Origin of the sequence: Cupriavidus phytohabitans (assembly GCF_017815025.1) — a bacterium.
Lineage (GTDB): Bacteria > Pseudomonadota > Gammaproteobacteria > Burkholderiales > Burkholderiaceae > Cupriavidus.
In genome coordinates, this window is the sequence record NZ_JAGIQB010000013.1 from 1 (window position 1) to 12,117 (window position 12,117).

The window sequence follows — 12,117 nt, forward strand, 5'->3', positions numbered from 1 at the left end:
CGTCATGCAGCTTTCGTGATCCTCATTTAACGTCTCTGCCGCCCTTCCGTTGGCAGAGGTTTTTCAGACCATCCCTAGCGTGCGGGGGCGATTTTTTTGGCGCGGCGCTCAACGCCCCTGCGGCTGCGGCGCCATCATCGGCCCTGGCGGCAGTCCGAGCCAGCGCGCAGCATCGGGCGCGCCGCGCAGGCGCAGGCGCTGGGCGGAATCGAGGCTGTCGTCGAGCGCCAGCCAGCGTTCGCGCACGGCGCGGCGGTCCTGTTCGAGCGCCTGGTGCAGGCGGTCCACGGCTTCGGCGCGCGGCCGCAGCGGGCCGTCCGGCGTCGCATCGGCGGTCTCGCGCAGGAAGCGCGCGCGCAGCTCCAGCGCATGCGCCTCCGCCTCCACCGCGGCGCTGCGTGCGGCCTGCCAGAGCCTGGCCTGGGCCGGGTTCAGGCCGAGCGACTCGGGCGTTGCCGGGGCTGGTATCGGCGGTGGCATGGCGCCGTGCGGCGCCGGACCGGCTTGCAGGGCGCTGGCCGGCGTGGCCGCCAGGCTGGCGCCGCACAGCGCCAGAACGGACAGGCTGGTGCGCAGCCGCAGGGGCAGGATAGGCAGGGCGGGCATGGAATTCTCCTGTGGTGGTATCGATGCCGGTCCATGCTAGGGAAGCCCGTGCCACATTGCTTGAGCACTTGGTCTGCGCCATGTTGCAATGGCGTACATGGCAGGGCTGCAGGCAATGCCGCGTATCAGGCCTGATACAAAGCCGGCATAGTGCCGCCACCCGCCGCTGGTAAAGTTGGGCACCGCACGCTACCGGCATCGGCACACCGTCGCCCGGCGGCGCTTCCGGATGCCGTTTCCTTCGCTTATGGAATTCACCCCGCCGCTTCCCATCCGCCTGCTGATCGTTGACGACGATCCCCAGATCCGCGCCATGCTGGCCGAGTACCTCTCTACCTTCGGCATGCACGCCGACGGGGTCGAGGATGGCACCGCGATGCGCCAGGCGATGGCCGCCACGGCCTATGACCTCGTCATCCTCGACCTGTCGCTGCCCGGCGAGAACGGCCTGGCGCTGTGCCGCGAACTGCGCGCGCGGACCAATGTCGCCGTGATCATGCTGACCGCGCGCGCCGAACTGGCCGATCGCGTGGTCGGGCTGGAGGTCGGCGCCGACGACTACGTCACCAAGCCTTTCGAGATGCGCGAACTGGTGGCGCGCATCCACACCGTGCTGCGCCGCAGCCGCGTCCATGCCGGCGCCGGTGGCCCGGGTGTCGATGGCCGCCGCGCCGCGCCGCCGTCGGGCCACGAACTGCGCTTCGGCGACTGGCGCCTGAACACCACGCTGCGCCAGCTGGTCGACCGCGACGAGGTGGTGGTGCCGCTGTCCAATGCCGAATTCCGCCTGTTGCTGGCCTTTGTCGAGCAGCCCAACCGCGTGCTCGACCGCGAGCTGCTGATCAACCAGGCGCGCGGGCGTGGGCTCGACGTCTTCGACCGAAGCATCGACCTGCTGGTCTCGCGGCTGCGGCAGAAGCTGCGCGACGACCCGCGCGACCCGACGCTGATCCGCACCGTGCGCGGCGAAGGCTACGTCTTCACCGCGGCGCTGGAAGGGTGAGCCCGATGCCCCGCGGCGGGCGCCTGGCGCGCTACGACTCGATGTTCCTGCGGCTGTTCGTGGTGATGGCCGCGATCATGCTGGCGGTGCACCTGCTCGGCATGACGGTGATCGAAGGCCTGTTCCCGCGGCCGGGCATGGAACGCGCGCTGCGCGACGGTCCGGGCGGGCCGCCGCCGCCCGAAGACTGGCGCCGCGGACCACCGCCGGAGGACGCTCCCGGCCGGCCGGCAGAGCCGGGCGCACCGCCGCCGCCGCCGCGCTGGCCGTGGCCACCTCACCTTGGCATGGTGATCCAGGTGGCGGCGATGGTGGTGGCCGCATGGGTCGGCGCACGGCTGCTGGCGCGGCCAGTGCAGCAGCTGGCCAGCGGCGCCGGCAGGCTGGCGCAGGACGTGCACGCACCGCCGCTGGACGACACCGGTGGCCCGACCGAAGCCCGCGCCGCGGCGCAGGCGCTGAACCTGATGCAGCAGCGCATCCGCACCCAGCTCGCCCAGCAATCACGCTTCCTGGCCGCGGTGTCGCATGACCTGCGCACGCCGCTGACACGCATGAGCCTGCGCATCGAACGCATCGACGCGGGCGAGGTGCGCTACCGCCTGCGCCAGGACCTGGCCGAGATGAACGGCCTGATCGACGCCACGCTCTATTATCTGCGCGACCGCGACGAAGCCAGCGGCCCGCGCCAGCGCGTGGACGTGCTGGCGCTGCTGCAGGCGGTGGTCGACGACGCCGCCGACACCGGCCACGAGGTCGCGCTCAGCGGCCAGGCGCAGCCGCTGCTGGCGTGGCCGTCGGAGCTGCGGCGCGCGGTGGTCAACCTGGTCGAGAATGCGCGGCGCTATGGCGGCGCGGCCAGCATCGTGCTGGCCGACAGCCCCGCGCGGGTGCTGATCGATATCTGCGACGACGGCCCCGGCATTCCGGAGGACCAGCTGGCGCGCGTGATGGAGCCGTTCTACCGGCTCGAATCGTCGCGCAGCCGCGCCACCGGCGGCGTCGGCATGGGCCTGTCGATCGCGGCCGACATCGCCGCGCGGCATGGCGGCGAGCTGGTTCTGTCCAACCGTCCCGAAGGCGGCCTGCGTGCGCGCCTGTCGCTACCGCGCGCCTGACACCGCCAGCGTGACGTACTGCGAGCCGCGCTGCCCGTGGCTGAAGTCGAGGGTAAAGTCGCCCACGTCGACACGGCCCTGCAACGCGCGGCGCAGCTCGGCGGCACCGCTGGCGCGCACGCCGGCCAGCGCCCGCGCCAGCCATGCGGCGCCGATATAGCCGGCCAGCGTTGCCGAGGACGGCGGCTCATCCAGGTATTGCTTCATGCGCGCCACGTGCTCCCTGACCACGCGCAGCGTGGCCTGCTGCGGACCGGGTGCGACCTGGGTCAGCACCATGCCGCCGGCGTAGCCGGGGCCGAGGATCTCGCGCGCGGCCGTGGCGCTGACCGACGACAGGCCGACCAGGAATCCATACCAGCCCTGCGCGGCCAGCGCGCGGCCCAGTCCGGCATACGCCAGCGTATCGCCCGCCACGATCACGGCGCCAGGGCGGGACGCTGCAATGCGCCGTGCCGCGGCGTCGGCACCCGGGTCGGCCTTGGGATCGAGCGGCACCGCGCGCGTGCCGGTCTGCGCCTCCAGCCGGGCCAGCGCTGGCGTGGCGAAGTCCGGCGCCACCGCCAGCGCGATCGCGCTCAGGCCATAGCTGCGCAACTGTCGCACCGCTGTATCGAGTTCGGCCTGGTAGTCGGCCCGGGTGAACCAGACGTTGTCGCCAGCCAACGCCAGGCCAGATAGCGGCGCGACGATCTGCACGCCGCGCCGGACCAGCTCGGCCGATGACGCCAGCGCCGGCAGGATGCGGTCGCCTGCGCCGAACAGCAGCTCGGCGCGCTCGCTGTCGGCCAGCGCCACCGCCTGTGCCAGCACGCGGCGCGGATCGGAATCGGCCTCGCGCACCACATGGACGATCCGTACCGGGCCATTGGCGGCATTGGCCGCATCGAACAGCACCTTGGCGCCGGCCAGATAGTCGCGCGCCAGGTCGGCCTGCGCACCGGCGCGGTCGATCAGGTGGCCCACCACCACGGTGCGGCGCGCCGGGGACTGGGCCAGCAGCGGTGCGGCGGGCAGCGCCAGGGCGGCTGCACCGGCAACCAGCAGTCGTCGGCGCAGCGGTAGGTACGGCAGGGAAGTCAGGGGCAGGGAGTCCGGCATCGGCATCGCGCAATAGGAAAGGGGCGCAAGTCGCGCCGGCGCGCAGCGTATCCGCCACGTATGACCGCCGTGTGACGCCGGGCGCCCACGCGCCTGTGCCACGCCGGCGCTGGGCTTGACGATGATCAACACAATGCTCGGCGTGCGGTCCTAGCATGGACTGTCAAAAACCGTTCCCCAGCGCCCCCATGAACCCGCTTGCCATGACTACTCCTGCGCCCGACCGCCGCGCGCTGTCGGACTTTCGCGCGCTCGCCGGCCGCATCGACGGCAACGGCCCGCGCTACACCTCCTACCCGACTGCCGACCGCTTCAGGAACGGCCCGGACCTGTCGCTGTATCACGACGCCCTGGCCGCCTGCCGTGCCGATGCGCCCGCGCCGTTGTCGCTGTACCTGCATATCCCGTTCTGCGAGAACATCTGTTACTACTGCGGCTGCAACAAGATCATCACGCGCGACCATGGCCGCAGCGCCCGCTACGTCACGTACCTGGGCCGCGAGATGGCGCTGCTGGCCACGCAGCTCGGCACGCGCCGGCGCGTGCTCCAGTCGCACTGGGGCGGAGGCACGCCGACCTTCCTGGATCCCGACGAAATGCGCCGCGTGATGGCGCTGCTGCACGAGCATTTCGAACTGCCGCCCGATGGCGAGCATTCAATCGAGATCGACCCGCGCCGTGTTGACGACACCCGCATGGCGCTGCTAGCCGAGCTGGGCTTCAACCGCGTCAGCCTGGGCGTGCAGGATTTCGATCCCGAGGTGCAGCAGGCCATCCACCGGATCCAGTCTTACGAGGAGACCCGTGCCGTAGTCGACGCCGCGCGCCGGCTCGGCTTCCGCTCGGTCAGCCTCGACCTGATCTACGGCCTGCCACACCAGACCGCCGCACGCTTTGGCCGCACCATTGACCAGGTGCTGACGCTGCGGCCCGACCGCCTTTCGGTCTACAGCTACGCGCACCTGCCGCATGTCTTCAAGCCACAGCGTCGCATCGAGGAAAGCACGCTGCCGCCGGCCGGCGAGAAGCTCGACATACTGGTCTCTACCATCGAACGCCTGACCGCCGAGGGCTACGTCTACATCGGCATGGACCACTTCGCGCTGCCCGACGACGACCTGGCCGTGGCGCAGCGCGAAGGCCGGCTGCAGCGAAACTTCCAGGGCTATTCCACGCACGCCGGCTATGACCAGCTCGGCCTCGGCATCTCGGCGATCGGCGCGGTGGCGGGGCGCTACGTGCAGAATGCCCGCACTCTGGATCACTACTATGGCGCGCTCGACCAGGGCCGCCTGCCGCTGGCGCGCGGGGTGGAAATGACTGCTGACGATCATCTGCGCCGCGAACTGATCGGCGCGCTGATGTGCAACGGCGTGCTGGATATCCCCGCGCTGGAGCGGCGCCACGGCGTCGACTTTGGCACGGACTTCGCGCCTGAGCTGGCCGAACTTGCGACCCTGGCGGCCGATGGCCTGGTGCAGGTCGAGCCCGCCCGCATCACGGTCACGCCGCTGGGCCGGCTGCTGGTACGGCGCGTGGCCATGGTGTTCGACCGCTACCTGCGCGACGATGCCGCCCGCGCCGCGGTCGCCGGGCCCGAAAGCCAAGACACGCAGCAGGCCGCCAACGACGGCGCGCAGCCGATCCGCATCGTGCCGCGGGCGCGTTACTCGCGCGTCGTGTAACCGCCGCCAGGCATAAATAAAACGAAAACGCCCGCGAATTTCGCGGGCGTCGTTGTTTGCAGCGCAGTCGTGTCTTACTTGGCAGCGTTCGCCATGTAGTCCGACGCGGCGATCACATCGGCGTCCGGGCCGCTGTAGCCACCCTTGGGCGGCATCACGCCCTTGCCCTTCAGCGCGTAGTTGTGGACCGCGTCCATGCCTTCCTTCAGGCGCGGCGCCCAGGCGGCCTTGTCGCCAAACTTGGGCGCACCTGCCACGCCGGCGGCGTGGCAGGCGGCGCAGACCTGGTCATAGACCTTCTTGCCGATGTCGGCCGACGCAGCAGCCGGTGCCGCGGCAGCGGCTGCCGGAGCCGCCGGGGCAGCAGCAGCGGGTGCGGCCGGTGCCGGCGCAGCGGCAGCAGCCGGCGCGGCAGCCGCATCGGGCGCCGCGGCGGCGGTGGGTGCAGCGGCAGCCGGTGCGGGCGGCTCGGGGAACTTGGCGCCACCGGCGTCGGCCATGTAGACCACGGCGCGTGCCAGCTCGTAATCGGTGTAGTCGTCAGGCGTGCTGCCGGCGCGCGGCGGCATCGCGCCCTTGCCGCCCAGCACCGACTTCATCAGGCCGTCGAAGCCCTGGCCGATGCGCGCGGCCCAGTCGCCGGCGGTACCGTACTTGGGCGCACCCGCCGCGCCGGTGGCATGGCAGGCCGCGCAGATTTCCTTGTAGACCTGTTCGCCGGTCTTGAACACGCGCGGTGCGTTGGGATCCTTGATTTCGAGCGACGCGACCGGCCTGATGCGGTCGTTGACGGCTTCTGTCGTGGCGACCGTGCCGGCGCTTTCAGTAGAGCCGTGTCCCACAAAGTTGACCAGCAGGACGATCACGAGGATCGGTACCAGGAAAGCCGCGACCACCACGGCGATCAGCTGCTTGGGTGTCTTGATAGGAGACTCGTGTTCGTGGTGTTCGTTGTGGACGTCGCTCATACAGAACTCTCAGTTTTGCAGGAAACCTTCTGGCCGCTCACCCTCGGCTTGCTTTATCTGGCCCTTGTCTGACCACTACCAGGCCCGCAAGGGGCCCGACAGGAGTCCGCCAATGCTGCCTTGCGGCCGTAGCCTGACTTGGGTCTGTCGCAATTTGCGCACTTCGGACTGTCCCCCGGGCCGGGCCCCGGATTGTCGCCGAATCAAAGTCGCAAAGCCTTGATCCTGGTCGAACGCGTGAGGGGCACGATTTGACGCAAATAGCTGGCGATTATAGCCCCATTCCACCCTTTGCCAGTGCCAAAAGCGGCGGTTGCGAGACGTATGCCTGAGCCTCCGGAGAGCCCTCATGGACGGCGGGGGACAAAAGCGGTATCCTATGCGACTTTCCTGCGGCGGCATTCGCGCGCCGCAACCGCTGTACCTGCAATGCCGGTTGAAAAACCGTCTCTGTGCGCCCGTAGCTCAATGGATAGAGTACTGCCCTCCGAAGGCAGGGGTTGCTGGTTCGATCCCAGCCGGGCGCGCCAAATTTCCCTGATAAAACAAGAGCTTGAAGAGCCGTGAACTGCAGCGCTCATTTCCGTACGGAAACGATACGGAAAATTGAGTTTTCGCATCCCGCCGCTCGCTCATCCCCTACTGCTCGGATTTTGCAGGCGCCGTGCCGTCCGTTGCCTTACGACTTTGGGCTAGTGAGCGTCCATTTACCTCATGCGATGGCAACGTTGGAATCTCGGTCACTGGTCGAGGGGCGCATCCATAGCCCTGTGTCGCCGCTATCCATTGCCGTGAGGAAACGGCTTTCGCGGAGTATGATGGTAACGCCACTTTCACGGTTCAATTGGCGACGCGATCGCGTAGATTGAATCTTGAATCGTTCCAGAACCTGACAGACTCGGAAAATATGAACGCCCCAGACCGGCCAGCGCGTCATGAGCTCGACCTTGAGCGATTTGTACGTCTGACGCTTGGCAACCTTTCAAACTGCTATGCCGGTCTCAAGCCAGGGAGGCAGGTAATCGACTTTATCCCGGACGTCCTCAACGTCGTGGGGGGCAAGGATGACCCGTCCGTCGAGACCCCGGTGGAAATCATCATGCAGTTCGTCTCCGAGGCTGACAAGGCGAAGGGGCCTGACTGGATCGCGCGCTCGCCCAACGGTTCGCTGATTATCTCGTGCGCATATTGCTTGCGGGCGTTGGGATCAATGAAGTCCGGGGATCTGAATCTGGCGTGGTCCTATATGGCCGATGCTCGGTACTGGTGCGGTGTTGCGATCTCCGGCAAGGGCATCAACGAGGCACGCGAGCAAACGATCATGGAGGCCTCGGCGAAGGCGTTGGCCACGAAGGCGAAGTCCGGGGCGGAAGCACGTAGCAAAACCTATGAACCTGTGCGAGAGCGCGTCTATCAGTTGGCTCGCGAGCGGAAGCCTGGATCGGGCTGGCGGTCCCGGACCCATGCCGTGAACGCAATCCGCAAGGAGGCCCATGCATTCTCCGTTGAGAGCGGGCCGGAACTGAAGCAAGAGAGTCTGAGCCGGACCCTTGACGGCTGGCTCGCAAAGATGCCTGACGCAGCGGCGCTCTTTCCATCAAGGAAAGCGAAAGACTGATTTTCCTTAACACTCCTTGGTTCAACGACGTCAGAAGCCGGCCACGCTACCTTCCCACGGAGTGTCGAGGCAGCACGCAGGCCGCCTCGATCTTCTATATGACGGCGCGCTCGCACTGAGGCGGCGCGTCAAGGCGCCATCCCCAATAGGCGCTGAATCAGCCGACCAGATGTCCCCACACCGCCTGCGCTGGTGAAATGCCGGGGACATAAAGCTCGCATATCCGCCGCAGCCTCGAAGGTGTGCGTGTGGCGACCGACGGTGAGTGGCAAGCTAATCGCTGTCACCATTGACGAACAGCGCTCGCTGGCATGGGCCGAGTTGCTGAGGTCATGCATCGCACCCATCCCGCGCTCCAGTCCGCTCGGCCACGCCGCCGACGCCGCGACCCGTCAGGCTTGTCCTACGCACCCGTGACGTAGCCTTCCACGGCAATTTTCTCCACAGTTTGCCGGCATGTTGCATATCCTCCTGGGCTCGCTTTATCTAAATTGCATCCATCGATTCCAACTGAAGCCAAGGAGATATTCGATGAATGCCAATGCGCTGACCAAAGTCCTTCGTCTTAAGCGACTGAAGGAGAAAACTGGGATTTCCGGAAGCAGCATTTACAACAAGCTCAACCCCCGCAGTAAATACTACGACGAAACTTTTCCCAAGCCGATACGGCTTGGTTTGGGAGCTGTCGGCTGGCTTGAGGTTGAGGTGGATGCCTGGCTGACAAGTCGTCCACAGGCGCTGTGAGCAAGTGCAATCCGCAATCCGCGAGCGCCCTCGCAGTCCGGCAGCTCGCCTAGTCAAGCGGCCGAATCGCCGGTTGCTATGGCCTGCTGACACTATTCGGGCAGCTTATTAACAGCTAGAGACGACATCACAGGCAGCATTTGAAACCAGAAGGCTGCCAATATACCTGCAGGAGGATTATCAATGGGCTCCATGGACAGCACACAAAACGTAGTTCTGGCCGACGCGGCGCAACTGATCGAGCGGCTGGACGCACTGCAATCAGGCAAACGACAGCAAAAGACCGCGCTATTTCAGAAACTGTATCCCGCGATTGAGCGTGCGCTGGCCAGAGAAGTGCCGCAGAAAACAATCATCGCGCAATTGACAAGCATGGGATTACCCCTCTCCATGGGCGGCTTCCGCTCGCTGCTCGAGACTGAACGTAAGCAGCGTGCCGAGAAAGGCGAGTACCTCCATTGCGAGTGTTGCGGGTCAATTTTACCGGCGTCAACCGATGCACTGAATGCGGGAGGCAACGTCACGCTGGCTAGTCTTGCTCCCAAGAATGAGGCTCGGCGTGGACAGAGCAACTAAGTTCGATGTGGATTGGAATCACTGAACAATCGCTCCTGGCTGCGCTTGGCAGATCGACAGGTGTTTGATCTATGACAAACAAAGCGCGGCCCTGGCCTCTCATTTTTGGGAAGAAGATGAATATCAAGAAATGTTATGCGCTGTTTTCTTCGAGGCAGCGCACGTCTGCGAGTATCTCCGCCAAGTATCCGAAGACCGCGGACGGCCTCATGCAAATGCCATTCGCATGCCATGCCGGTTCGGCTACGAGGGGACTCGCATGACCCCCGTAACTACACCACCGCCTTACCCATTGGGTGCGTTTCATCTCGTTATCAAGGAAGCGGCAGAGGAAGTCGTGAGGTACGTTCAGGCGCCAGACGCCCTGGTCGGGATGGAATTCTTGACGAATATGTCGGCGTCGGCGCAAGGGCTGTACGATGTACGTCTGCCAACTGGACAGATCCGACCGCTTTCGCTGAATCTACTTGTAGTCGCAGACTCGGGCGAGCGCAAGACGGGTGTCCACAATTTGGTGGCGGCACCACTCTACGAGTTTGACCGAGCGCGCACGACGAAGCACGAGGCCGATCTCGGGCAATACGAACTTGATATGCGTATCTGGGAGCAGGTCGACAAAGGCCTGCGTCGTCAGATTACAAAGCTGACGCTGGAGGGACAGTCGATTGACGAGGTATGCCGTCAAATGTTTGAGCACTCCGCAGCTAAGCCCGTGAAACCGAGGGGGCGACGTATCATGCGTCAGAACGCGACCGAACGCGCCATTATGGATGCGCTTGAAGGAGACGGCGAATCTATCGCTTTCATCAGCGATGAAGGCGAGGTCATCATCAAGGGCGGTGCGCTAAAGCAAACGGGTGTGCTCAATAAGACGTGGGATGGTACGCAAATGCTGACGCTGGATCGCAGCAATGGCGTAAGTATCGTCGTGCGCAACCCGCGGGTGACAGTCTCCTACATGGTACAGCGTCAGGTGCTCAAGGACCTTTTGGACCGGCGGGGGGATCTCATGCGCGGATCAGGTCACTGGGCGCGATACCTCATAGGTTGTCCTGCTTCGACCCAGGGCACCCGCTTTGTGTATCAAATAGACACCGAGTGGTGCCATCTGCCGAGGTTCCACGCGCGTATGGGCGAACTGCTCGACGAATGGGGGCGCCGCATTGACGCCGGTGCAATTAAGCGAACGACGTTGGAGTTCTCTGAGGACGCGATCGCGCGCTGGCTCGTACTTGCAAATCAAGTCGAATCGATGTTGAGCCCCTTTGGCTATCTCCACGACTTCAAGGACTTTGCTTCCAAGGCGTTGGAAATAACGAGTCGTATTGCGGCATTGCTGCACGTCTTCTCGATGCAAGAGGGAAAAATATCGATCGATACGCTAAGCCGAGCAGTTGACATCGTCGATTGGCATATAGATGCATTCAGGCGACTCTTCTCGGCTGACGCCGCAATTCCGCAAGAGCAGGCCGATGCGCAAGTGCTCGAGAACTTCTTGTACACCCAGTTCTGGTGTCGAAAACTCAACTTCGCACAGAAGAACCTGGTACTAAGAAACGGTCCGGTGCGTCCGGTGTCACGCCTCGATGCAGCTTTGAGATGTATGGAGGAAAGAAGTCAAGTACAAGTCGTAACCGGGCCGCGACGAGAGCGATACATCGAACTCAATCCCGCACATTTCATAATGGTGGGCAGCAATTTAAATGGGATTCTAGGTGCGTCCACGCAATTCCGTGGTCACGGTTGAAGCGTCGGCGTCCTGAAGAGCACGTAGCTCGTCGATTCTCCGGAGAACCCTCGTTTAGTATGCGATTCATGCGACTAGTCGCATGAATCGCACGGTACAGCGCGGGGGCGGCAGGCCCTGAATGTATTTCTCGCGGCGCCGGGGTCCCAGCAAGACGAGTAGTGCTGTCGCTCCCCGCGGCCCCGCGAGCCGCGCAACAGGTCCTCTTGTCACGCAACGATTTGCGCTTGCGATGCGGCACCTTTGCTCCACGTGTCGCATCTCTCGATCGTCGATGGCAGGCAGGATGCTGCTGCTTCTTCGTACCTGACTTATGGCGGCAGAACCGCGACATGTTTCTCGTTGATGTGGAAACTGCGTTGACACATGCTGAGCCTCGTGTGTACTCGGGTGTGTAGTCCGTGCCTAGAGCAGGTAATGTCTGGTCACTTCTCAGAGTGCTTGTGTAGTCTGATCCAGAAGTCTGTTTCTTACGTGAGGCGGCACCTGCTTCCGTGTTATTTAGCTGCGTGCATAAGTATGTATATGAGGAACACTTTTGAATCATGCGCGTCTCTTGAGAATCATTTGATCAAATCATCGTGATTATCTTGCTCCTTGAGTGCTCGCACTTATGCTTCTTATGGAATACCATTATGGTATACCTACTGAGCTTAGTTACAAGGTGTTAGGCAACTGCAAGATGCAGGTAATGTAATACTAGTACAGGTAACGAAGGTACCTGTACATCAAGGCAGACAGCAGCTATACGACTGCGAAGCAGTAGTGAATATTTTACCGGTCATGCCAATAAGCATGACGGAGGGGGAAGCAGGTTCGATGGCATTCAATATCTGCCAATCACCCAACGACAAGAAAGAAGGTCTCAGGATCCTCGATAGCTGAGCATTAGTGGCAAGGCGGCTCAGCTACGCGACGAACAGAGACCGAACCTCAACACATCGTCGCATA

At 64.0% G+C, this 12,117-nt stretch carries 10 protein-coding genes and 1 tRNA gene; 8 read left to right on the plus strand and 3 right to left on the minus strand.

The annotated features are described in order from the left end of the window. Positions 1-108: 108 nt before the first annotated feature. Positions 109-606 (minus strand): hypothetical protein, encoded by a 498-nt coding sequence (locus J8I34_RS11025; protein ID WP_209806028.1) that lies wholly within the window; start codon positions 604-606, stop codon positions 109-111. A gap of 229 nt (positions 607-835) precedes the next feature. Here J8I34_RS11025 and J8I34_RS11030 point away from each other — a divergent pair, with 229 nt between their 5' ends. Both J8I34_RS11030 and J8I34_RS11035 read left to right on the plus strand, forming a co-directional pair. Then, the gene (locus J8I34_RS11030; protein WP_245175884.1) at positions 836-1,609 is read left to right on the plus strand and encodes a response regulator; all 774 of its coding nucleotides are present in this window, start codon (positions 836-838) and stop codon (positions 1,607-1,609) included. Positions 1,610-1,614: 5 nt separating this feature from the next. Continuing rightward, on the plus strand, positions 1,615-2,727 hold the full coding sequence (locus J8I34_RS11035) for an ATP-binding protein (protein ID WP_245175887.1): 1,113 nt from the start codon (positions 1,615-1,617) through the stop codon (positions 2,725-2,727). On the opposite strand, the gene J8I34_RS11040 is transcribed toward J8I34_RS11035, so the two are convergent. Next, positions 2,713-3,834 (minus strand): ABC transporter substrate-binding protein, encoded by a 1,122-nt coding sequence (locus J8I34_RS11040; protein ID WP_209806100.1) that lies wholly within the window; start codon positions 3,832-3,834, stop codon positions 2,713-2,715. The two genes, J8I34_RS11035 and J8I34_RS11040, sit on opposite strands and share 15 nt — an antisense overlap. Positions 3,835-4,016: 182 nt before the next feature. Between J8I34_RS11040 and hemN the strand changes: the two genes are divergently transcribed. Further along, positions 4,017-5,513 carry an oxygen-independent coproporphyrinogen III oxidase gene (gene hemN, locus J8I34_RS11045; protein WP_209806029.1) on the plus strand — a complete coding sequence of 499 codons (1,497 nt, stop codon included), beginning with the start codon at positions 4,017-4,019 and terminating at the stop codon, positions 5,511-5,513. A 74-nt stretch (positions 5,514-5,587) separates the two neighbouring features. Here the strand turns inward: hemN and J8I34_RS11050 are convergent, their stop codons facing one another. Next, entirely contained in the window at positions 5,588-6,481 is an 894-nt protein-coding gene (locus tag J8I34_RS11050) for a c-type cytochrome (RefSeq protein ID WP_029046551.1), read from the minus strand. A 454-nt stretch (positions 6,482-6,935) separates the two neighbouring features. Here J8I34_RS11050 and J8I34_RS11055 point away from each other — a divergent pair. The 5 genes from J8I34_RS11055 (at position 6,936) to J8I34_RS11075 (ending at position 11,166) form a co-directional block, all read left to right on the plus strand. Beyond that, positions 6,936-7,011, plus strand: a tRNA-Arg gene (locus J8I34_RS11055). A gap of 377 nt (positions 7,012-7,388) precedes the next feature. Beyond that, complete coding sequence (locus J8I34_RS11060; protein WP_209806030.1) at positions 7,389-8,099, plus strand: hypothetical protein; 711 nt, start codon at positions 7,389-7,391, stop codon at positions 8,097-8,099. A gap of 531 nt (positions 8,100-8,630) precedes the next feature. Next, positions 8,631-8,843, plus strand: a complete 213-nt coding sequence (locus tag J8I34_RS11065) for a helix-turn-helix transcriptional regulator (RefSeq protein ID WP_209806031.1) — start codon at positions 8,631-8,633, stop codon at positions 8,841-8,843. Positions 8,844-9,026: 183 nt separating this feature from the next. After that, the gene (locus J8I34_RS11070; RefSeq protein WP_209806032.1) at positions 9,027-9,419 is read left to right on the plus strand and encodes a hypothetical protein; all 393 of its coding nucleotides are present in this window, start codon (positions 9,027-9,029) and stop codon (positions 9,417-9,419) included. 64 nt (positions 9,420-9,483) lie between these two features. Next, positions 9,484-11,166: a YfjI family protein gene (locus J8I34_RS11075; RefSeq protein WP_245175885.1), complete on the plus strand. Its 1,683-nt coding sequence runs from the start codon at positions 9,484-9,486 to the stop codon at positions 11,164-11,166. The last annotated feature ends 951 nt before the right edge of the window (positions 11,167-12,117 follow it).

Bases quoted from the DNA above. Each gene is read 5' to 3' on its own strand.
- J8I34_RS11025 (WP_209806028.1), bottom strand. From the start codon at position 606: ATGCCCGCCCTGCCTATCCTGCCCCTGCGGCTGCGCACCAGCCTGTCC.
- J8I34_RS11030 (WP_245175884.1), top strand. From the start codon at position 836: ATGCCGTTTCCTTCGCTTATGGAATTCACCCCGCCGCTTCCCATCCGC.
- J8I34_RS11035 (WP_245175887.1), top strand. From the start codon at position 1,615: ATGCCCCGCGGCGGGCGCCTGGCGCGCTACGACTCGATGTTCCTGCGG.
- J8I34_RS11040 (WP_209806100.1), bottom strand. From the start codon at position 3,834: ATGCCGATGCCGGACTCCCTGCCCCTGACTTCCCTGCCGTACCTACCG.
- hemN (WP_209806029.1), top strand. From the start codon at position 4,017: ATGAACCCGCTTGCCATGACTACTCCTGCGCCCGACCGCCGCGCGCTG.
- J8I34_RS11050 (WP_029046551.1), bottom strand. From the start codon at position 6,481: ATGAGCGACGTCCACAACGAACACCACGAACACGAGTCTCCTATCAAG.
- J8I34_RS11060 (WP_209806030.1), top strand. From the start codon at position 7,389: ATGAACGCCCCAGACCGGCCAGCGCGTCATGAGCTCGACCTTGAGCGA.
- J8I34_RS11065 (WP_209806031.1), top strand. From the start codon at position 8,631: ATGAATGCCAATGCGCTGACCAAAGTCCTTCGTCTTAAGCGACTGAAG.
- J8I34_RS11070 (WP_209806032.1), top strand. From the start codon at position 9,027: ATGGGCTCCATGGACAGCACACAAAACGTAGTTCTGGCCGACGCGGCG.